The organism is Wolbachia endosymbiont (group A) of Alloplasta piceator (assembly GCF_964028505.1).
Taxonomy (GTDB): Bacteria; Pseudomonadota; Alphaproteobacteria; order Rickettsiales; family Anaplasmataceae; genus Wolbachia; species Wolbachia pipientis.
In genome coordinates this window covers 994,298-1,013,736 of sequence record NZ_OZ034793.1, presented here as the reverse complement: position 1 = coordinate 1,013,736, position 19,439 = coordinate 994,298, and the positions used below count along the sequence as shown (strand labels likewise).

27 protein-coding genes are annotated in these 19,439 nt (G+C 34.3%); 21 read left to right on the top strand and 6 right to left on the bottom strand.

The features are described from left to right. Window positions 1-4: 4 nt before the first annotated feature. From rplE to ABWU31_RS04890, 19 genes are all read left to right on the top strand, one after another. A complete protein-coding gene (gene rplE / locus ABWU31_RS04980; protein WP_010962750.1) occupies window positions 5-538 on the top strand; it encodes a 50S ribosomal protein L5 in 534 nt (177 codons plus the stop codon). A gap of 16 nt (window positions 539-554) precedes the next feature. After that, entirely contained in the window at window positions 555-863 is a 309-nt protein-coding gene (rpsN, locus tag ABWU31_RS04975) for a 30S ribosomal protein S14 (RefSeq protein ID WP_006279345.1), read from the top strand. Window positions 864-884: 21 nt separating this feature from the next. After that, the gene (rpsH, locus tag ABWU31_RS04970) at window positions 885-1,280 is read left to right on the top strand and encodes a 30S ribosomal protein S8 (protein WP_007551150.1); all 396 of its coding nucleotides are present in this window, start codon (window positions 885-887) and stop codon (window positions 1,278-1,280) included. 16 nt (window positions 1,281-1,296) lie between these two features. Next, a complete protein-coding gene (rplF, locus tag ABWU31_RS04965) occupies window positions 1,297-1,842 on the top strand; it encodes a 50S ribosomal protein L6 (RefSeq protein WP_007551152.1) in 546 nt (181 codons plus the stop codon). A 5-nt stretch (window positions 1,843-1,847) separates the two neighbouring features. Next, window positions 1,848-2,219, top strand: coding sequence for a 50S ribosomal protein L18 (gene rplR / locus ABWU31_RS04960; protein WP_006279867.1), 372 nt, complete (start codon window positions 1,848-1,850; stop codon window positions 2,217-2,219). 12 nt (window positions 2,220-2,231) lie between these two features. Continuing rightward, entirely contained in the window at window positions 2,232-2,744 is a 513-nt protein-coding gene (gene rpsE / locus ABWU31_RS04955; RefSeq protein ID WP_010962748.1) for a 30S ribosomal protein S5, read from the top strand. Between the two features lie 3 nt (window positions 2,745-2,747). Further along, the gene (gene rplO, locus ABWU31_RS04950) at window positions 2,748-3,218 is read left to right on the top strand and encodes a 50S ribosomal protein L15 (protein WP_006279863.1); all 471 of its coding nucleotides are present in this window, start codon (window positions 2,748-2,750) and stop codon (window positions 3,216-3,218) included. Between the two features lie 3 nt (window positions 3,219-3,221). Then, on the top strand, window positions 3,222-4,550 hold the full coding sequence (gene secY / locus ABWU31_RS04945) for a preprotein translocase subunit SecY (RefSeq protein ID WP_353271137.1): 1,329 nt from the start codon (window positions 3,222-3,224) through the stop codon (window positions 4,548-4,550). Beyond that, on the top strand, window positions 4,547-5,188 hold the full coding sequence (locus tag ABWU31_RS04940; RefSeq protein WP_353271136.1) for an adenylate kinase family protein: 642 nt from the start codon (window positions 4,547-4,549) through the stop codon (window positions 5,186-5,188). Before secY ends, ABWU31_RS04940 begins: the two co-directional genes overlap by 4 nt. A gap of 59 nt (window positions 5,189-5,247) precedes the next feature. After that, window positions 5,248-5,616 (top strand): 30S ribosomal protein S13, encoded by a 369-nt coding sequence (rpsM, locus tag ABWU31_RS04935; protein ID WP_353271135.1) that lies wholly within the window; start codon window positions 5,248-5,250, stop codon window positions 5,614-5,616. A gap of 24 nt (window positions 5,617-5,640) precedes the next feature. After that, the gene (gene rpsK / locus ABWU31_RS04930) at window positions 5,641-6,027 is read left to right on the top strand and encodes a 30S ribosomal protein S11 (protein WP_353271134.1); all 387 of its coding nucleotides are present in this window, start codon (window positions 5,641-5,643) and stop codon (window positions 6,025-6,027) included. Between the two features lie 21 nt (window positions 6,028-6,048). After that, the gene (locus ABWU31_RS04925; RefSeq protein WP_077188176.1) at window positions 6,049-7,116 is read left to right on the top strand and encodes a DNA-directed RNA polymerase subunit alpha; all 1,068 of its coding nucleotides are present in this window, start codon (window positions 6,049-6,051) and stop codon (window positions 7,114-7,116) included. 7 nt (window positions 7,117-7,123) lie between these two features. Then, entirely contained in the window at window positions 7,124-7,552 is a 429-nt protein-coding gene (gene rplQ / locus ABWU31_RS04920) for a 50S ribosomal protein L17 (protein WP_007550873.1), read from the top strand. A 23-nt stretch (window positions 7,553-7,575) separates the two neighbouring features. Further along, window positions 7,576-7,926, top strand: a complete 351-nt coding sequence (locus ABWU31_RS04915) for a YraN family protein (protein ID WP_012673177.1) — start codon at window positions 7,576-7,578, stop codon at window positions 7,924-7,926. Between the two features lie 60 nt (window positions 7,927-7,986). After that, on the top strand, window positions 7,987-8,547 hold the full coding sequence (gene atpH / locus ABWU31_RS04910; protein ID WP_010962742.1) for an ATP synthase F1 subunit delta: 561 nt from the start codon (window positions 7,987-7,989) through the stop codon (window positions 8,545-8,547). Then, entirely contained in the window at window positions 8,544-10,085 is a 1,542-nt protein-coding gene (gene atpA / locus ABWU31_RS04905; protein ID WP_012673176.1) for a F0F1 ATP synthase subunit alpha, read from the top strand. The genes atpH and atpA overlap by 4 nt, the downstream gene beginning before the upstream one ends. A 9-nt stretch (window positions 10,086-10,094) precedes the next feature. Continuing rightward, window positions 10,095-10,589 carry a transcription elongation factor GreA gene (gene greA / locus ABWU31_RS04900; RefSeq protein ID WP_077190318.1) on the top strand — a complete coding sequence of 165 codons (495 nt, stop codon included), beginning with the start codon at window positions 10,095-10,097 and terminating at the stop codon, window positions 10,587-10,589. Between the two features lie 6 nt (window positions 10,590-10,595). Then, on the top strand, window positions 10,596-11,240 hold the full coding sequence (ribB, locus tag ABWU31_RS04895; protein WP_007549343.1) for a 3,4-dihydroxy-2-butanone-4-phosphate synthase: 645 nt from the start codon (window positions 10,596-10,598) through the stop codon (window positions 11,238-11,240). Window positions 11,241-11,311: 71 nt separating this feature from the next. Further along, window positions 11,312-12,592, top strand: coding sequence for a M48 family metalloprotease (locus ABWU31_RS04890; RefSeq protein ID WP_353271133.1), 1,281 nt, complete (start codon window positions 11,312-11,314; stop codon window positions 12,590-12,592). 28 nt (window positions 12,593-12,620) lie between these two features. Here the strand turns inward: ABWU31_RS04890 and ABWU31_RS04885 are convergent, their stop codons facing one another. Together ABWU31_RS04885 and fabG are read right to left on the bottom strand one after the other, a co-directional pair. Beyond that, a complete protein-coding gene (locus tag ABWU31_RS04885; protein WP_236514837.1) occupies window positions 12,621-12,956 on the bottom strand; it encodes a TrbC/VirB2 family protein in 336 nt (111 codons plus the stop codon). Window positions 12,957-13,050: 94 nt separating this feature from the next. After that, complete coding sequence (gene fabG, locus ABWU31_RS04880) at window positions 13,051-13,785, bottom strand: 3-oxoacyl-[acyl-carrier-protein] reductase (protein WP_077188170.1); 735 nt, start codon at window positions 13,783-13,785, stop codon at window positions 13,051-13,053. Window positions 13,786-14,051: 266 nt separating this feature from the next. On the opposite strand from fabG, the gene ABWU31_RS04875 reads away from it, so the two are divergent. After that, the gene (locus ABWU31_RS04875; RefSeq protein ID WP_353271132.1) at window positions 14,052-15,572 is read left to right on the top strand and encodes an HlyD family type I secretion periplasmic adaptor subunit; all 1,521 of its coding nucleotides are present in this window, start codon (window positions 14,052-14,054) and stop codon (window positions 15,570-15,572) included. A 245-nt stretch (window positions 15,573-15,817) separates the two neighbouring features. Next, window positions 15,818-16,650 (top strand): IS5-like element ISWpi1 family transposase gene (locus tag ABWU31_RS04870; RefSeq protein WP_353271062.1). Its coding sequence is split into 2 segments (ribosomal slippage): window positions 15,818-16,187 and window positions 16,187-16,650, totalling 834 coding nucleotides; the frame shifts between segments, so codons are not numbered across the junction. Window positions 16,651-16,686: 36 nt separating this feature from the next. Here the strand turns inward: ABWU31_RS04870 and ABWU31_RS04865 are convergent. The 4 genes from ABWU31_RS04865 to ABWU31_RS04850 all read right to left on the bottom strand — a co-directional run bounded on the left by ABWU31_RS04865 (window position 16,687) and on the right by ABWU31_RS04850 (window position 19,437). Beyond that, window positions 16,687-17,698, bottom strand: a protein-coding gene (locus ABWU31_RS04865; RefSeq protein ID WP_265029767.1) for an IS630 family transposase whose coding sequence is annotated in 2 segments (ribosomal slippage) — window positions 16,687-17,235 and window positions 17,237-17,698 — 1,011 coding nt in all. Because the reading frame shifts where the segments join, the coding sequence is not laid out codon by codon here. Between the two features lie 109 nt (window positions 17,699-17,807). Further along, a protein-coding gene (locus ABWU31_RS04860) for an IS5-like element ISWpi1 family transposase (protein WP_353271062.1) occupies window positions 17,808-18,640 on the bottom strand; the annotation gives its coding sequence in 2 pieces (ribosomal slippage) (window positions 17,808-18,271 and window positions 18,271-18,640; 834 coding nt in all). A gap of 218 nt (window positions 18,641-18,858) precedes the next feature. Continuing rightward, complete coding sequence (locus ABWU31_RS04855; protein ID WP_353271131.1) at window positions 18,859-19,056, bottom strand: type II toxin-antitoxin system RelE family toxin; 198 nt, start codon at window positions 19,054-19,056, stop codon at window positions 18,859-18,861. A gap of 93 nt (window positions 19,057-19,149) precedes the next feature. Next, the gene (locus ABWU31_RS04850; protein ID WP_143688829.1) at window positions 19,150-19,437 is read right to left on the bottom strand and encodes a hypothetical protein; all 288 of its coding nucleotides are present in this window, start codon (window positions 19,435-19,437) and stop codon (window positions 19,150-19,152) included. Window positions 19,438-19,439 lie beyond the last annotated feature (2 nt).

The window sequence follows — 19,439 nt, the reverse complement described above, 5'->3', positions numbered from 1 at the left end:
TGATATGTTTAAAGAATTGTATAAAGATAGCATAGTAAAGTCCTTGAAGGATAAGTTTAATTACGGCAATATAATGCAAGTGCCTAAACTTGTCAAGGTGTGTATCAATATGGGCGTTGGAGATGCTGCTACAGATAGTAAAGCAATAAATGAACCACTTGATAGCCTATATTTGATTGCTGGGCAGAAGCCTTTATCAACTTTTGCAAAAAAATCTATTTCTGGCTTCAAGATCAGAAAAGGTGCTACAGTAGGTTGCAAAGTAACTTTGCGTAGAGATAAAATGTATGAGTTTTTAGAAAGATTGATATATATTGCTTTGCCAAGGGAAAAAGATTTTAGAGGATTTAGTGTGAAGCAATTTGACGGTAATGGTAATTTTTCCTTTGGTATAAAGGAACATATCTCGTTTTTAGAAATAGACTATGATAAAATAAGTAAAATTAGAGGTATGGATATTAATATTATAACAAGTGCAGTTAGTGATAAGGAAGCAAAGGAATTATTACTGGCTCTTAAATTTCCTTTTTTTGATTAATTGAGAGGAGAAATATATGGCAAAAAAATCTATGATAGAAAGAAATCTTCGCAGAATAAAGTTGTGCGATCAATATAAAGAAAAAAGAGAAAAATTGAAATCTATAATAAATAATAAGAATTTGTCTATTGTAGAAAGGTTTACAGCTCAAAATAAATTAATTAAAAAATTGCCTAGAAATTCTTCTAAAACCAAAATTAGAAATAGGTGTGCTTTAACTGGGAGACCAAGAGGAGTATATAGAAAATTTGGTTTATGTAGAATTGTTTTGCGTGATTTATGTTCTTTTGGGCAAATTCCAGGAGTTACAAAGTCTAGTTGGTAAATATAATATAAGGAGTATATTGTGGCGTTATCTGATAGTATTGGTGATTTTTTAACAAGGATACGTAATGCTCAATTGGCAATGCATAGGGCAACAAGGGTACTATTTTCTAAGATGAATTCTTCTATATTGGAGATTTTAAAAGAGGAAGGGTATATCCTTGATTATGAAAAGCAAGTTGTAGATAATTTACCTTCTTTCATTGTAAAATTGAAGTATTATGAGAAGTCACCTGTAATTAGTGACATAGTTAGGGTGTCAAAGCCTGGTTGTCGTCGTTATTCTAAGTATAAGGACATTTCTAAAGCATATAATGGTCTTGGTATTTTTATTATATCGACACCCAAAGGAGTGATGACTGATTATAATGCACATAAGTTAAAGGTTGGTGGAGAAGTTTTGTGTCGTGTGTTTTAAATAATAGGAGAAATTCATGTCTCGTATAGGTGCTGCTCCTATCAATATTCCTGCTGGTGTTTCAGTTGAATATAATAATGGTAGTATGTTAATAAAGAGTGCTAAGGCTGAAAAGGAAGTTAGCTTGATCAGGGATGTTGTGTGTCAGATTATTGATAATCAGCTATTGCTTTCTGTTGATCAAGATAAAGATAATTATGATAAAATAAAGCCTATGTGGGGCACTTATAGGAGTAATATTAATAATATCATTAACGGCATGGTTGATGGTTTTTCTGTTAATCTTGAGATTAACGGTGTGGGATATAAGGCAGAGTGTGATGGTAAGTATTTGACTTTATATCTTGGTTATAGCCATAATGTTAAATATAAAGTGCCTAAAGATGTTGAGATTAAGTGCATAAAGCCAACTCACTTAGTAGTTAGTGGTATGGATAAGCAGAAGGTCTATATGGTGGCGTCTGATATATGCAAAATTAGAAAATATGATCCTTATAAAGGTAAGGGTGTTGTAATAAAAGGCAAATTTATGCTGCGTAAGGTTGTAAGTAAAAAGAAGTAATAAAAATGAAAAGATCGTATAATTTTTTAAGTAATTCTGAAAAAAGGAAGTTACGTAATAGAGCGAAGCTTGACAAGAGCGCTGAACGTTTACGTATATCCATATTTAAATCTAATAGGCATTTTTATGTCCAGTTAATTAATGATGTAAAAGGAATAACTCTCACTTCAGCTTCTACTTTGGATGCTAAAATTAAGGATGTATGTAAAGGGAAAGTCAACGCTGAAACTATAAAACAGGTTTCTTCTTTAATGGTTGAGCGTCTGTCTGGCATGAAATTAGAGCAGCAGCTTACGTTTGATCGTGGAGCGTATAAATACACAGGATTAGTTTCTCAATTTGCTGAGGCTTTAAGAAGTTCTGGATTTGAATTTTAGAAGGTTTTGAATATGGCTATAAAGAATTTACAAAATAATAATGATTTATCAGAGCTTTTAGTTTCGGTACGAAGAGTGACAACGGTTACCAAAGGTGGTAGAAGATTTTCATTTTCAATTTTGGTTGTTGTTGGCGATGAGAAGGGTAGGGTAGGGTGTGGAATAGGTAAGCACGCAGAAGTTGCTGAAGCAAGAGTCAAAGCTGTAAATGCTGCAAAGAAATCAATGATTAGAGTGTACTTGCGTGAAGGTAGAACTTTGCATCATGATATTAAAGCTAAATTTTGTTCTGGTGAGATAGTTTTAAGAACCGCAAGAGCCGGAACAGGTATTATTGCTGGTGGAGCGATTAGATCAGTTTTTGAGGTGTTAGGTATAAAGGATGTGGTAGCTAAATCCACTAGATCAAATAATCCTCATAACGTTATATGTGCGGTGTTTAAGGCTTTTGATAGTATGTTATCTCCTCGTCAGGTAGCAAGCAAAAGAGGCAAAAAGATTAGCGAGATAGTTGGAAACAGGTAAAGTATGAATAATGCTGTAAAATTAAACTCTATATTTACTAAATTATCTAAGAAAAAGAAGCCTAAGTTGCTGGGTAGAGGTATCGGTTGTGGTAAAGGTAAAACATCCGGTAGAGGGCATAAAGGGCAGAAGGCTAGAAGTGGAGTTTCTATAAATGGTTTTGAGGGTGGACAACAGTCTATATATACTCGTTTGCCTAAAAGAGGTTTTAAGCCTATACGTAGGAGCATATACTCTATAATTAATGTTGGCGATATACAGCGCTTAATGGAAGCTAAAAAAATAGTGAAAGACTCTGTTATAGATAAGGAGAGGCTGTATAAATTAGGTTTTATAAAGTCTATTAAGGATAAAATTAAACTTCTTAATAAAGGTAAGTTGAGCGAAAAATTTGTGTTTCATGTTGATTTTGCGTCAGAAGCTGCAAAAAAATCTGTAGCTTCAGTTGGTGGTAGTGTGGAAATACTATCGTAAGTCATGGGCAATAAATCAGCATTTAATAGCTTGGATCCTACGTTGTTATATAAAGGCGATTTATTAAAGCGTATATTTTTTACGCTAATAGCTTTAATTTCCTATCGCTTGGGTACTTATGTGCCTATTCCTGGAATTAATCTTGATGTAATTAATGATATATTTCCCAAAGATGGCTCAGGCGTTTTTGGAGTATTTAATTTATTTTCTGGTGGTGCATTGGCTAGAATGACAATTCTAGCATTGAACGTTATGCCATATATAATGGCTTCTATCATTATTCAGTTACTTTCTTCTGCGATTAAAGGAATGAAGGAAGTTAAGAATGATGGAGAGTCAGGCCGTAGAAAGATGAATTCTTATATACGCTATCTGACCATAGTAATTTGTGTATTTCAATCAATTCCAATTTTGGTTGGATTGGAAGGGATGAATAGGGAAGGGGTATTGGTTGTAATCGAACCTGGTGTTATGTTTCGTACAATAGGTGTTTTCAGCCTTTTAGGTGGAACTATGCTTTTAATATGGCTTGGTGAACGAATCAGCGCTAGCGGTATAGGCAATGGTATCTCATTAATCATTTTCACGGGTATAATATCAGAGTTACACAGCGCTTTGTCATCTTTGTTAACGTTAAATAAAAACGGTAGCGTATCGTTATTTATTATCCTTTTTGTTTTGGTATTGTTTTTTTTGCTGCTACTCTTAGTCATTTTTGTAGAGTCTTCTTATAGAAAGGTTATTGTTCAACATCCTAAAAAGCAATTTAAAAGATTACATAATGACGATTTTACTTATATTCCATTGAAGATTAATTTATCTGGTGTAGTACCAACCATTTTTGCTAATGCAATTTTATTGACACCTATTTCAATTGCAAATTTCTATAAGGGGCACGCTTTTTCTGATTTTATTTTGAATTACTTTATGGCAAATAAAGTAGTATATATTGTAGCCTATTTGGTGCTGATAGTATTTTTTAATTTTTTCTATACCAATTTTATATTTAATCCAGAGGAAAACGCAGATTTTCTTAAAAAAAATGGTGGTTTTATACCTGGTAGAAGGCCTGGGAAACATACTTCTGATTACCTTCAAGATATAGTTTTTAAGTTGACATTCATTGGCTCTGCGTATTTGGTAGTCATATGTACTGTACCTGAAGTTATGAGATATTATTATGATATACCATTTATTTTTGGTGGGACGAGCTTACTGATTATAGTGAACGTTATTACTGATACTATTATGCAAATACAATCTTATATTTTTTCAAATAGGTACGACAACTGGATAAAGAAATATGAGTCTAAAACGAGGAAAGTAAGATGATCATTACGATTTTTGGTCCTCCAGGTTCTGGTAAAGGTACTCAGTCAAGCTTGTTAATAGCAAAATATAATTTAAAATTAATTTCAGTAGGGGATTTATTAAGGAATATTATATCCAGCAGTAGTGAGTTAGGTAAAAAAATAAAGGGTACCGTGGAATCTGGTAATTTAATTCAAGATGAAATTATATGTGGATTATTACGTGACCAGATTGCATTAGTGGATGATAATTGCTTATTAGATGGTTTTCCGAGAAATTTAAACCAGGCTCATTTTTTGACTCAAGTTTTGCAAGAAAAATATAATAGGGATGTTGACATTGTAGTTGAGCTGCAGCTTGACGATAATATTGCAATCGATAGGTTAAAAGATCGTCTCGCGTGTTTGGACTGTAAAAGCATATATAGTGTATCTTCTTTTAAGAGTACTACTTGTGCTAAATGTAAAAGTACGAGGTTAGAGAAAAGAATTGATGATGCTGATATGTCTGCAATTAATAAGAGAATAAGTGAATATCACCTTCAAATGAAAGGTTTACGCGAGTATTATAAAGGCAAATTATTAACAATTGACGCTAATTTGAGTGTTGATGAGGTAACGCAAGAGATTGAAAGTAAAATTTCTTGTAATTTGGTTTGACTCTGAGTTGTTTTATGGTATAAATTAAGAGTTGTTATTAATAAAGTATCGAGGTACCAGTGGCACGTATTGCAGGCATAAATATTCCAGTGAGGAAATGTGTTCCTTTTGCATTAACTTATATATATGGTATAGGTATTGCTACTGCGAATGTAATTTGTCACGCTTGCGAAGTTGATAAGCGCAAACGTGTTTCAGAATTACGAGATGAAGATATAGAAAAGATCAGCGGTTTCATTAGACAAAATTATATTATAGAAGGTGAGCTCAGAAAAGAAGTGGCTATGAACATAAAATCTTTAGTGGAAATGGGATGCTATAGAGGGGTGAGACATAGAAAAGGTTTACCTGTGAGAGGGCAAAGGACTCATACTAATGCTAAGACTCGTAAAGGTAGATCTCGGTTGCCTATTGCTGGGAAAAAATAAAATTTATTATTATTGTGAGTTTTAATGAAAAAAGTCAAAACGGTTAGTAAGAGTAAGAAGGAGTTTATTACTGGTGTTGTCCATATTCGTGCAACTTTTAATAATACTTTTGTAAATGTAACTGATGTTCATGGTAATACGCTATGTCAAACTTCTGTGGGTGCATGTGGTTTTTCAGGTTCGAGAAAATCCACACCTTATGCTGCAGGTAAGGCTGCGGGGTCTGCTGCGAAGAACGCAATGGAGAGATTTGGTATGAAGGTTGTCTCTGTAATAATTCGCGGTCCTGGCTTTGGTACCGAAGCTGCGGTTAAAGCACTTCAGAGCTGTGGGTTGACTGTGACTTCAATTGCAGATAAAACCGCAATTCCTCATAATGGGTGCAGGTTAAGAAAAAAAAGAAGAGTATAGGATATTTGAAAAGGTTGTTTTATGTATTATAATAATGATGTTTCTCTCTGTAGCAATTTAGATAAATTGATTAAACCTAGTTCAGTTAAGGTAATATCAGATGATTCAAGTGAAAAAAGTGATATAGTGCTAGAACCGTTGGAAAGTGGTTTTGCTTTAACATTAGGTAATGCATTAAGACGTGTAATGTTATCTTCTCTTAAAGGTAGTGCTGTTTATGGAATAAAAATTGAAGGTGTAACTCATGAGTTCACTTCAATTCAAGGGGTGAGAGAAGACGTAACTGATATAGTATTAAATATGGGTATGTTGAGGTGTAAATTAAATGGTGCTTCTAATAAATGCTTAAATTTAAACGCTAAAGGGCCTTGCCAGGTATTAGCTGGGATGATAGAAACTGATGATCAATGCTCTATTGTGAATAAGGATTTATTAATATGTACGCTGGGGCAAAATGTAGAGCTTAACATGACCATATATGTGGCTAGCGGAAAAGGTTATCTTCCTGTAATTAAGTATAAAGAAAACGAACTTTTGAAGCTTATGAGTGAACAGGATTTAATTGGTTTTATTCCAGTTAATGCTTTGTATAGCCCTGTCAACAGGGTTTCGTACAGGGTAGAGAACAGTCGTGTTGGCCAAGTGACTGATAAGGATAAGCTGATATTGTCAATTGAAACTGATGGTACAATTTCTCCGAGTCAAGCTGTTGACTCTGCTGCAAGAATATTACAGGAGCAACTTCAGCCCTTTATTAGTTCTGATGTAAGTTATAAAAAATCGCAGGTTTCTTCGTCTAGTGGTGCTAAAGATTTGGGTTATGACCCTGTCTTATTGCGTAAGGTAGATGAAATGGAATTATCTGTCAGGTCTCATAACTGTCTGAAAAACGAAAACATCACTTATATAGGTGATCTTGTGCAAAAGACAGAAGGTGAAATGTTAAGAACTGCTAATTTTGGCAGAAAGTCTTTGAATGAGATTAAGGCAGTTTTGACTAATTTTGGCTTGTCTTTGGGTATGAATGTGCTAAACTGGCCACCTAAGGATATAGATGAGTTGGCTAAACAACATACTGATGAAGATTAGGTGATATATGAAACATGGAATAAAAAAACGTAAACTATCTCGTTGTACTGAACATAGATTATCGACGTTAAAGAATCTATCTATCTCATTAATTAACCATGAGCAGATTGTAACTACTTTACCAAAAGCTAAGGAACTTCGTCCATATGTCGAAAAGTTTATTACAATTGCTAAGAATAAGAATACTTTACATGGTAGAAGACTTTTGCTTTCACGCCTTCATAATAGTAAGTTAGCAGTTGATAAGTTATTAAACGTCTTAGCCAGCCGTTATCAAGATCGTAAAGGTGGGTATTCTAGAATAATAAAATTTAGCACTCGAAAGGGTGATTGCGCTTCAATGGCAGTGATAGAACTGGTTGATAGGGATATTGCAGCAAGAGGTAAGGTTTATAGTAAAAATAAAGAAGGAGGCAAAGTAGTTACACAAAGTTAATTGTTATCATAATTGTTCTTCTTGTGGTAAGTAGGTTACGCTACTTTGTAGGTTACTTTGGCGAGTTATTAGTTTTAGTATATTTAAAACTGAAATGGTATAATGTTATAAAACGCCGTTACCGTTGTAAGTTCGGTGAAATTGACTTGATTGTATCTAAAAAAAAGGAGCTGATTTTTATAGAAGTTAAAACAAGTTTACTTGGAAAAGAAATACCGATATCTCATCTTCAATGTCAGTCTATTATAAATTCTTCTAAGTATTTCTTAAGTAAAAACCTTAGTTTTTTAGATTATTCAGTCAGATATGATTTATATTTTCTTTCCTTAAAGAGAAGACCTGTTTATATAAAAAATGCTTGGATTGAAGAATGAAAGATTTGTAGCTGAATTAATTTAGATTTACTGGATTTAATTAGATTTACTGGATTTAATATGAAAAAGACCCAATACAATAATTTAGTTTCATCTTACGCTAGAGTGCTATTTCATGTCTCAGGAAGCAGGTTAGGTATTATAAGGAAAGAAGTAGAATTTTTGTTGGCTTTTTTTAAGGATCAACGTGATGTTTTTGTGTACCTATCTCATCCTATGATTTCTTTTGCACACAAAAAAGAAGTGATGCTTTCTATAAATGAGCACTTGAGTGAGAATTTAGTAAAATTTATTATGGTTATATTTGCAAATAAACGCTCTAGTTTATTGATCCTTATATTAGAAAAATTCTTAAGTCTTGCAAGAGAAAATGAAAATGAATTCGAAATTACTATAAAGTCAGCAGAAACTTTAAAGGAATCTGATATAAAAATAATTACTGAATCTTTGAGCTTTCTTGGTAAAATAATAAAAGTAAGCAATGTGGTTGACCCTTCTATACTAGGTGGCTTCGTAGTTAGGTATGGTTTTAATTTGATCGATGCTTCGCTAAAAAGTTACTTGGATAGGTTAGTTGACTTAAGTAAAATGGAAATATTAAAAGTAAGGAATTTTGTATGAAGAACAGTATGAATGTTTCTGAGATAGCAAGTATAATAAGAGAAAAGGTTGAGACGTTTGATAATCCTATAAAGCGGGAAAATATAGGTGAAGTAATTTCAGTAACAGATGGTATCGCATTGGTTTATGGGCTGGAAAAAGCAAAATTCGGTGAAAAGGTATTTTTTGCAAGTGGTGTAGAAGGAATAGTTCTCGATTTAGATCATGATACGGCTGGAATAGTTGTGCTTGGTAATGACCGTGATGTGAAAGAAGGGGACGTTGTAAAATGTAGTGGTGATGTTGTGCAGGTGCCTGTAGGGCATGAATTGTTAGGGAGAGTTGTAAATGCGTTGGGCCATCCTATGGACGACGGTGGGGAAATTAGAGCCAAAAACAGAATGGATATAGAATCTAAAGCGCCAGGCATTATTGATCGTAAGTCTGTGCATGAGCCACTGCAAACAGGAATTAAAATTATAGATTTGCTAATTCCAATAGGTAGAGGGCAGCGTGAATTAATTATTGGTGATAGACAAATTGGTAAAACTACTATTGCGCTTGATACTATTATCAATCAGAAGAAGATTAACGATGAGGTAAACGAAAATCAAAAAGTTTACTGTGTTTATGTTGCTATTGGGCAAAAAATTTCAACAGTAGCAAAAGTGGTAAATAAGCTGAAAGAAAGCGGAGCATTAGAGTATACAACTGTAGTTGTGGCTAGTGCATCTGACTGCGCGCCTATGCAATTTTTAGCACCTTATGCTGGTTGCACTATTGGGGAATTTTTCCGTGACAATGGAATGCATTGTTTGATTATATATGATGATTTATCCAAGCATGCTGTGGCATATAGGCAGATGTCTTTATTGCTCAGACGTCCTCCTGGTCGTGAAGCTTACCCTGGAGATATATTCTATGTACATTCTCGCTTGCTTGAAAGAGCTGCTAAAATGTCTGATAAAAAAGGGCAGGGTTCTTTAACTGCTTTGCCAATTGTCGAAACTCAAGCTGGTGATGTATCTGCATATGTGCCAACAAATGTTATTTCAATTACCGATGGGCAGATCTTTCTTGAGTCTGAATTATTTTATAAAGGATTTCGACCTGCAGTAAATATAGGTTTGTCAGTTTCACGGGTTGGTTCTGCTGCACAACTAAAGTCTGTGAAGAAAGTTGCTGGTTCTATAAAGCTAAGCTTAGCTCAGTATAGAGAATTAGAAGATTTCGCAAAATTTGGTTCTGATCTTGATGCTAGTGTTCAATTATCCTTGAATAAGGGTAAATATCTTGTCGAGTTATTAAAGCAAAAACAACATTTACCTATGTCAATAGAAGAACAAGTAGTGCTGATGTATATTTTTTCTAACCTATATAATCAGTTAAGTAAAATACAAATAAGTTACATTAATAAATTTGAACATGATCTTATTAATTATTTTCATACTGTGCATCCTGGGGTTTTAAAAAAGTTGTCAAATGACATGAGTGATGATATAAAGGGTGATATTTTTAACATTGTGAGTAATTTCGTTACTCAATTTAATTGCGTTTAGGTGGTGATTATGGCTTCATCCATTATTAATAAATTTCCTATAACGAGTGAAGGTTTTGAGAATATGCAAGCCGAACTTGAAAAATTAAAGGAAGAAAAACCTTCTGTGATACAGGCTATTTCTGATGCTCGTGATCAAGGTGATTTGTCTGAAAACGCAGAGTATCATGCAGCACGGGAAAGGTTAGGTTTTATTGAAGGCCGTATAATGGAGATAGAAAGTAAGCTCTCACATGCGGAAGTAATAGAAGTAAAAAATTTGTCTGGTGATTCAGTAATGTTTGGTGCAACTGTGACATTAAGCATGTTAAGTGATAATAACGGTGAAGTGGAATATGTTTATAAGGTTGTAGGCGAATATGAAGCTGATGTTTCAAAGCAGTTAATATCTACTAGTTCACCACTTGGGAGTGCCTTAATCGGCAAAAAAGTCGGTGAATATGTGGAAGTGACAGTGCCAAATGGAGAGAAATTGTATAAAATAGTTAAGATTGAATTTAAGTAAATTATTATGGTACAGGCCACTTATGCTTCAATGAGTCTACCAGGTATTTCTTCTGTGGAAGATGTATTAGAGGATGCTCGTTCCGGTAAATTATTCATTTTAGTTGATGATGAAAATAGAGAAAATGAAGGCGATTTGATTGTCTTAGCTGAGAAAATAAAGCCGGAACATATGGCTTTTATGGTTAGGTACGGTACAGGGGTTGTTTGCTTAGCAATGACTAAATTTCACATGAAAAGGTTGGGCCTTAATTTCATGGAAAAGAAAAATATTGGTGAAAATCATACCGCATTTACTACATCAATTGATGCACGTTATGGCATTACAACCGGTGTTTCAGCAGAGGATAGAACGAAAACTATACATGCTGCTATCAACAAGGATGGTACTCAGGATGACATCATAACTCCAGGTCATGTTTTTCCTGTAATTGCACATAAAGGTGGGGTGGCACAACGTGCTGGTCATACTGAAGCGAGTGTTGAAATGGCGAAGTTAGTAGGGTTTGATCATTCAGCAGTTATTTGTGAATTAGTGAATGATGATGGCTCTATGATGCGCTTACCTCAGTTACTTAAATTTGCTGAACAACATAAAATTAAGTTAACTACCATCGACAAACTTATCAGTTACGTTAAAAATTTAAACTAGCGTTTATAAATTTGTATAATTTAAGTGTTAAAATATAGAATTTCTATAAATTATACAAGCACAGAATTTTCATGTTTAGAGTTGCTAAGTTTTTGACCTTATTGTTCTTTTTTGCATATTATAATAATGCTTACTCTATTAACATTATTAGAGATAGTGAAGTGGAAGCAATAGTGAAAGAGCTAGCGCAACCTTTATTTTCTGCTGCGGATATTGATCATGAGCAAATAAAAGTTTTTATAATTAATGACAATTCGATTAATGCTTTTGTAATTAACAATAACAGTATTTTCATTCATTTAGGACTTTTACAATATTCGGCTAAACCTTATGTCCTGCTTGGTATATTAGCACATGAGATTGCTCACATATCTGCTGGTCATATATTGCAAATGATTAGTGCTATGGGTTATTTTCAATCGATAGCAATGATTAGTTATATGGTAGGATTAGTTTCTAGTATTATCATTAACCCTCAGGTTGCTGGTGCAATTTTGCTTAGTGGTGTAGCGTTTAGTTCAAGGCTATTTTTTAACTATTCTCAAGAGCAAGAAAGTGTAGCAGATAGCTATGCTTTAAGGTATCTTGATGAATCTGGCTATGATAATTCAGGTATGAAAGAGATTTTTGATTATTTTAAAAGTATTGAGCATGAGAACACCGAGGAATATTTCCGCACTCACCCACTTAGTGAGAAACGTATGTTTGCTGTACAAAATTATAAGGTTAAAAACAACGTAAAACCAATTTTTGCGGATAAGTTACTAAAGTTTGAGCGTGTGGTTGCCAAGCTAGACTCTTTCTTTGCTCCTATTCATGTGTTATCTAATAAATATGAAAATAATTCTGAGTATGTAAATGCTATAGTTTGCTATAGGCAAGGAAAGATAGAAGAGGCTATTGCTAAAGTTAATTCATTGATTCAAGAGTCACGCAATGACCCATACCTATATGAATTAAAAGCAGAAATGCTATACAAGGCCGGAAATTTAAGTGAAGCAATAAAAATGTATGAGGAATCGCTTAGGTATTTATCTGAGAAAAACAGTTATTTAGTGAAACTTGCATTATCTCATACTTTATTATTACACGGTGATGCAAAAAAGGCGATTTTTTACCTGGAGCAGATTTTGAATATAGAACCAAATAACGCTTTTGTCTGGAAGTATTTAAGCATTGCATATAAATGTGAAGCTGATACGGCAATGCATTATTTTGCCTTGACAAAAAAGGCTTGTATTGAAGGTGATTTAAAGCAATTTACAAAATATGCTGAGCTAGCTGTTAAAACTTTACCAAAAGATAGCCCTTATTTGTTGCAAGTTGAAGATATGAAGCGATTTAATGGATAACAAAAAAGCATTTCTGTACTTTTATGGGTTATTTCTTTCCACACTTTTCCAACATAGCTTTTGCTTCATCGCTTACATTGGGCATAACTTTTATTATAATCGTCTTAGCGCCAAAAAATACAGCACAAAACACGCCTAGAGCAAAGAGGGCTGGCCACGGCATCCTGCCAAATATTGCAAGCAAAGCTGCACCAATTATTACTACCGTCATAAGTGGACCGCCTATCCCCCAAACATAACCAATAATATTACATATTACTTGTGTTGTATCATCCATATCAGGACCAGTGATAGCTGCGTAACCTGAGAAAGAGAAAAGCAATACTACACACAAGACACCAAAAAATCCTATTATAGAGCTCATTTTTTTGCCTCTAAGTAATAAATTAACGTAAACCTAAACCTACACATTTTTTATTTTAAAGTAAAAATTATAATTTGTCCATACATAAGTGTTGCTACATAAATAACCCACCATTAATATTGAGCACATGCCCTGTTATATATTTTGCTTCATCACTTGCTAAAAACAAGACCCCTGCTGCTATTTCTTCCCCTGTTCCCATTCTTTTCATTGGAATATTATCTAATATTTTTCCCTTTTGTCCTTCATTTAAAACTTCAGTCATTTTAGTATCTATAAACCCAGGAGCAATACAATTTACTGTTATATTACGACTTGCAACTTCTTTTGCTATAGATTTGCTCATGGCTATTATTCCAGCTTTAGACGCTGCATAATTTGCTTGCCCGGCGTTTCCTGTTAGCCCTATTATTGAGGAAATATTTATAATTCTTCCCCAATTATTCTTAATTAGTTTCCTGCATGCTTCTCTACTCAGCTTAAATATAGAGCTCAAGTTAATATCAATTACTTTTTGCCATGCTTCATCTGTCATTCTCAATAATAAACTGTCTTGCGTAATGCCCGCGTTGCATACAAGCCCGTCAAAGCCTTCCATCAACTCACTTGCTCTGTTTACTAGTTGATTTACTTCCTCAGCATTTGATAAATCACAAGGGAGTACGTGCATATTTTTTTCATATTGTTTAGCAACTTCTTCGAGCACTTCTTTTTTTGTGCCAGAAATACATAAAGTTGCTCCGGCTTTGTGCATAATTTTTACAATTGCTTGCCCTATTCCGCCTGATGCGCCAGTAATCAGGAACTTTCTGCTTTCCAATTTAAGCATAATAACTTTATATTACCTTAATTCCTAACAGAATATTGACTAGTTGGCAATAGATTTCTTACATAATATAAGTAACTCAGATATTCACAAAGTAAAGAAAAAGTTATAATAAAGTTAAACGTCAAAAAATTTTAAAAACATAGTTGATGCAGGAATTGTTACTAAATAGTTTATTCTGGTGCCCTACAGTCTAAATGGAATGCTTAAATTATAGATTCTTTGTTTTTGTGTGTTATCTTGAGTTAACACAAATTCACAGTAGTATTATGATAAGTAAGTTAAAAAAGCTTAGCGCTGGATTTTCTTTGACAGGCTTGATTGGCCATGGTGATAATATAAATATGCAAGGAGCAAAAAATAAAAAGAAGAAGTACCCAAAATTTTTGGATAAGACGTTTGCATTGATTGATGCAGTGATAAATTTTATTTTAAAACGCGAAAGTAATAACGTAAATGAAGTCCTGAAAGTAACATGGGGACCACTATTTTTTGGTCTGGTAGTAATACTCATCTTTTTTGGGATAGGTGGTATTTGGTCGGCTATAGCTCCAATTGACGGTGCGGTGCATGCAAGTGGAGAAGTTATTGTATCTTCAAATAGAAAAATAGTTCAACACTTGGGCGGAGGAATAATAAGCAAAATTTTAGTAAAAGAGGGTCAAGCAGTTAAAAAAGATGAGCCTCTAGTTTTGTTGAGTGATGTTAACGAGAAGGCGAATTTAAGTATCATCAAAGAGAAGCTCTTATCATTTTTAGCAACAGAAGCAAGGCTTCTTGCAATCAGAGTAGATTTGGACACGCTCGAGTTTCCTGATGAGGTTAAAAAATTATCTCACGATGAACTTGTAAATAAAGCGATAAAGAATCAAGTAAAGTTGTTCAACTCTCAGAGAAAGAGCATATTGGGAAAAACAGACATACTGCAACAACGTATAAAGCAGTTAAATGATGAATTAGCGGGGCTAAACTTTCAACTAAATGCAGCTCATAAGCAATATGACTTGATAACTGAGGAGTTGGAAACAAAAAGACAGTTACTTGATAGTGGCCATATAAGCAAACCACACATTTTAGCTTTAGAAAAGCAGTTTGCTGAAATTGAAGGCAGAGTTGGACATTACCGTTCTGCAATATCTCAAGTGCAGCAAAAAATTGGAGAGAACGAATTAGAAATTATAAACGTGAGAAATGATTCTCAAGAAAGAGCAAACGCTGAACTTAAGGAAGTTAGTACGTCTATTGCAGACTTGAAAGAGAGACTGATGGTTGCTGAAGATTCATTAGCACGTACAATAATTAAATCGCCTCAAGATGGGATAGTCACAGATATAAGATACCATACTGAAGGTGGTGTTATACAATCTGGAGTTCCGATCATGAGCGTAGTGCCATCGGATGATGACCTAATAATAGATGCTAAAATTCAGACCAGAAACATAGAAGAGATACTGTCAGCACAAAAGAAAGATAGCAATATAGTCTCTATTGATGGGCTAGAAGGGCTAAAGGTTAAAGTTCGTTTAAGTGCTTACAGTGCACGTCGTTTAAGTTTAATTAATGGTATAGTAAGCAATATTTCTCCCGATGCCCTTGATGATCCAAGTCTAGGGCGTTATTATTCAGTACGTGTAGTGATACCAAAACCAGAGCTTGCTCAGTTTAAAAACGTATACCTATACCCTGGTATGCCAGCAGAAGTGTACATAGTTACTCAATCTCGTACTCTTTTATCATTCTTGTTTACGCCTATAATTGCAACAGTCGATAGGTCTTTTATAGAAAGGTAGCTCACTCGTTAAAGTAGTAGTGAAAGTGCCGTAATAAAATTTAGGTACATAATTAGACAATAGGCTTCTTGACCTTACCCAGAAAAAGTGGAGAGAAAGAAAGGAGTTTTTTCGAGTAAAATAAAATTTTGGAGGATTAGAAATGGCAAGAGAATATACGGCAGAATTCAAATTGGAAGCTGTTAAGAGGTTGTCCGGAAACAAGTAAAAGGCTATAATATCTGAAATTTTAGTACGGGGTAAAGATGAGAAAAAAGTATCCAACAGATCTAAGCGAAAGGGAATGGGCAAGAATAGAAAAACACTTCAGAGTATCATACAAGAAAGGAGGAAGGCCGCCAAAGTATAGCAAAAGAGAAATATTAGAAGCAATTTTCTATGTATTGCGTACAGGGTGTCAATGGCGGTATTTACCAAATGATTTTCCGCTATGGAAGACTGTGTATGAGCAGTTCAGGCAATGGAAGAAGCAGGGAATTTTTGAGAAAATGAATTATGAAATTACAAAATATAGTAGAAGAAAAATAGGAAGGAATGAGCAGCCGAGTGCCTGTATAGTAGATAGTCAATCTGTAAAGACTACAGAAAAGGGGGGATCAAAGGCTATGATGGAAGTAAAAAAGTAAAGGGTAGAAAAAGGCATATAATTACAGACACTCAGGGTTTTATACTAGGTTGTTACGTAGGCGCTGCTAACGAAAATGATAGAGATGGTATTAAAATAGCATTAAACAATATGAGAACAAAATATACTAAAGTTAAAAAAATGTGGGCTGACATGGGATACCAAGGAAGAAATTCAAAGAATCACATAAAGGAAGAATATGACATAGATATTGAAATTGTTACAAGGCCTCCATGTAGATTTTGGGTGCACAAAGATACGCCACCTGAGCTACTACCAACAAGAGAACAAGGGTTTAAAGTACAGCCAAGAAGATGGGTTGTAGAAAGGACTTTTGCTTGGGTTAATAGGAATAGAAGGCTATCGAAGGAGTATGATTTACTCACAACATCCACTGAGAATTTCATATACCTAGCTATGAGTAGGGTTATGTTAAAGAGGGAATATGCTTGAATTTACTTGTTTCCGGACAACCTCTTATACCAATTCTCATTGTTGTCCAGTCAAATAGGAAACATTGCAGAGTTGTTTAATTGTGGAGCTGGCAAGAGAAGTAATAAATTTGCACAAAGCACCCTCAAGTAGAGCAATTGTATCGTATATTTTATTGCGCAAAATGTTCTGTTTTATATATAACCAAAGCCTCTCAACAGGATTTAGCTCAGGTGAGTATGGAGGTAGGTATATAATGTCGATATTTTTAGGTACCTTTAAATTTTTTGACCTATGCCAACTAGCACAGTCCATAACGAGAAAAGCCTCTCGTGTTTCTAGATATTGCGAAATTTGCTCAAGAAATATGTTCATGCAATCAGTGTTGACATTTGGTGCAAATAAGCTAGAACTCTCTCCATTTCTAGGATTAACTGCACTATAGAGATAGAAATTTTGCCTACCTAATTTTGTTTTAACCTGTGTTCTAATCCCCTTTTTAAACCACCCATGTCCAACTTTTGAATGTGTGCCAAACCGTGATTCATCAAAGAAAAATAGCTCTTTTTCTGGATACTTGCTAATAGCTCCATTGAGATTTTTTTTTGAATTCCTCTTGTTTGCTTTTATCTTGTCCATTATGAACTGGTCTTGGTGTAATATATGAGAATTTCATCTTTTGCATATGGCGGTGTACTGTAGATTTGCTGATATTTAATCCGAACTTTTCCTGGATTCTTATTCTCATTTCTTTAATGGTGATATTAGGATTTTCTTCTATCCACTCTTCAATTTGCTGTAGTTGAGCCTGATTTAATTTAGTTTTTCTACGACGTTGTGAAGGAGCAAACAGTTTTTCTTCTCTGCCAATTTTCAAGAGTTTTACCCACGAAGTTAGTGCGCTTCTTGAAATGCAATATATTTTTGCTACAGCCGTTATACTGTACTTTTTTGCTGCAATTACAGCATTTAGTTTTTTTGAAACATATGCATTATTCCTTACTTTCTTCAGCATTTCTTTTGCTGATTCTACTACTTTTTCATCCAATAATTTTGATCTTAATGCCATTTAAACCTCGCTATTTTACTTACTTCAGTATGGCTTTTCTTCCATCATTGTCCATCTGTTTGCCCTGTAATGGGAATTGGTATAAGAGGTTGTCCGGAAACTAGTAAATTCAAGCATATTCCCTCTTTAACATAACCCTACTCATAGCTAGGTATATGAAATTCTCAGTGGATGTTGTGAGTAAATCATACTCCTTCGATAGCCTTCTATTCCTATTAACCCAAGCAAAAGTCCTTTCTACAACCCATCTTCTTGGCTGTACTTTAAACCCTTGTTCTCTTGTTGGTAGTAGCTCAGGTGGCGTATCTTTGTGCACCCAAAATCTACATGGAGGCCTTGTAACAATTTCAATATCTATGTCATATTCTTCCTTTATGTGATTCTTTGAATTTCTTCCTTGGTATCCCATGTCAGCCCACATTTTTTTAACTTTAGTATATTTTGTTCTCATATTGTTTAATGCTATTTTAATACCATCTCTATCATTTTCGTTAGCAGCGCCTACGTAACAACCTAGTATAAAACCCTGAGTGTCTGTAATTATATGCCTTTTTCTACCCTTTACTTTTTTACTTCCATCATAGCCTTTGATCCCCCCTTTTCTGTAGTCTTTACAGATTGACTATCTACTATACAGGCACTCGGCTGCTCATTCCTTCCTATTTTTCTTCTACTATATTTTGTAATTTCATAATTCATTTTCTCAAAAATTCCCTGCTTCTTCCATTGCCTGAACTGCTCATACACAGTCTTCCATAGCGGAAAATCATTTGGTAAATACCGCCATTGACACCCTGTACGCAATACATAGAAAATTGCTTCTAATATTTCTCTTTTGCTATACTTTGGCGGCCTTCCTCCTTTCTTGTATGATACTCTGAAGTGTTTTTCTATTCTTGCCCATTCCCTTTCGCTTAGATCTGTTGGATACTTTTTTCTCATCTTTACCCCGTACTAAAATTTCAGATATTATAGCCTTTTACTTGTTTCCGGACAACCTCTAAATAGTTGTTTGAACGATTTTAATAGCATTTTGCCTCTTTGATTATGCAGCAGTTTGTTGCGCAATTTGACATTAAAAAATTACAGCAAGCTGCTGGAGAGTCTGGCTGTTAACACTTTATAAATTATGCATGAGGCTCTTGCACAAATACCAACGCTTATTCTGGGCTGCGTTCATAAATGTCCCTCCGATGTCCCATTGCAGTAATAGTTACTGTGTGTTTTGAGTAATTTATCCTATAAATTACACGATAATCACTTACTCGTATCCTAAAATACCCTTTGAATTCATGCGATAATGCTTTACCTATTGCTTTAGGGTTGGTTGCAAGACGACTATCTACAGCTCTTCTCACTCTAGATCTTATCGTTGGTGGTAATGCAAGAAAGTCTTCCTCAAGAACTTTTTTTGAATAGATAATATCGTATCTCAGCTTGTATCTCCACCTTTAGACTGTTTTTGCAGATAATATTCTATTCCAATCTACATCCTCACTTCTAATTTCTTCATCACCTCTAGCATCACGCTCAAGAGAAAGCTTAGCCAACTTTATATCTACTTCATCTATTTCATCATCTTCTTCAGATAATTTACTTGCTTCAATTTCTTCTTCCACTAGGTCCTTTACAACCTCTTCTATAGTTCTATTTTGAACTTTTGCCATTTCTATAAGGTAGTGAGCAAATTCCCCCTCAAAATTTACATTAACATTAAGCCTTTCTTGACTTTGATCCATAT

Bases quoted from the DNA above. Each gene is read 5' to 3' on its own strand.
- rpsN (WP_006279345.1), top strand. From the start codon at position 555: ATGGCAAAAAAATCTATGATAGAAAGAAATCTTCGCAGAATAAAGTTG.
- secY (WP_353271137.1), top strand. From the start codon at position 3,222: ATGGGCAATAAATCAGCATTTAATAGCTTGGATCCTACGTTGTTATAT.
- greA (WP_077190318.1), top strand. From the start codon at position 10,095: ATGGCTTCATCCATTATTAATAAATTTCCTATAACGAGTGAAGGTTTT.
- rplR (WP_006279867.1), top strand. From the start codon at position 1,848: ATGAAAAGATCGTATAATTTTTTAAGTAATTCTGAAAAAAGGAAGTTA.
- ABWU31_RS04890 (WP_353271133.1), top strand. From the start codon at position 11,312: ATGTTTAGAGTTGCTAAGTTTTTGACCTTATTGTTCTTTTTTGCATAT.
- rplF (WP_007551152.1), top strand. From the start codon at position 1,297: ATGTCTCGTATAGGTGCTGCTCCTATCAATATTCCTGCTGGTGTTTCA.
- ABWU31_RS04850 (WP_143688829.1), bottom strand. From the start codon at position 19,437: ATGGATCAAAGTCAAGAAAGGCTTAATGTTAATGTAAATTTTGAGGGG.
- atpA (WP_012673176.1), top strand. From the start codon at position 8,544: ATGAAGAACAGTATGAATGTTTCTGAGATAGCAAGTATAATAAGAGAA.
- atpH (WP_010962742.1), top strand. From the start codon at position 7,987: ATGAAAAAGACCCAATACAATAATTTAGTTTCATCTTACGCTAGAGTG.
- rplE (WP_010962750.1), top strand. From the start codon at position 5: ATGTTTAAAGAATTGTATAAAGATAGCATAGTAAAGTCCTTGAAGGAT.
- ABWU31_RS04940 (WP_353271136.1), top strand. From the start codon at position 4,547: ATGATCATTACGATTTTTGGTCCTCCAGGTTCTGGTAAAGGTACTCAG.
- rplQ (WP_007550873.1), top strand. From the start codon at position 7,124: ATGAAACATGGAATAAAAAAACGTAAACTATCTCGTTGTACTGAACAT.
- rpsK (WP_353271134.1), top strand. From the start codon at position 5,641: ATGAAAAAAGTCAAAACGGTTAGTAAGAGTAAGAAGGAGTTTATTACT.
- rpsE (WP_010962748.1), top strand. From the start codon at position 2,232: ATGGCTATAAAGAATTTACAAAATAATAATGATTTATCAGAGCTTTTA.
- fabG (WP_077188170.1), bottom strand. From the start codon at position 13,785: ATGCTTAAATTGGAAAGCAGAAAGTTCCTGATTACTGGCGCATCAGGC.
- ABWU31_RS04885 (WP_236514837.1), bottom strand. From the start codon at position 12,956: ATGAGCTCTATAATAGGATTTTTTGGTGTCTTGTGTGTAGTATTGCTT.
- ABWU31_RS04925 (WP_077188176.1), top strand. From the start codon at position 6,049: ATGTATTATAATAATGATGTTTCTCTCTGTAGCAATTTAGATAAATTG.
- ABWU31_RS04875 (WP_353271132.1), top strand. From the start codon at position 14,052: ATGATAAGTAAGTTAAAAAAGCTTAGCGCTGGATTTTCTTTGACAGGC.
- ribB (WP_007549343.1), top strand. From the start codon at position 10,596: ATGGTACAGGCCACTTATGCTTCAATGAGTCTACCAGGTATTTCTTCT.
- rplO (WP_006279863.1), top strand. From the start codon at position 2,748: ATGAATAATGCTGTAAAATTAAACTCTATATTTACTAAATTATCTAAG.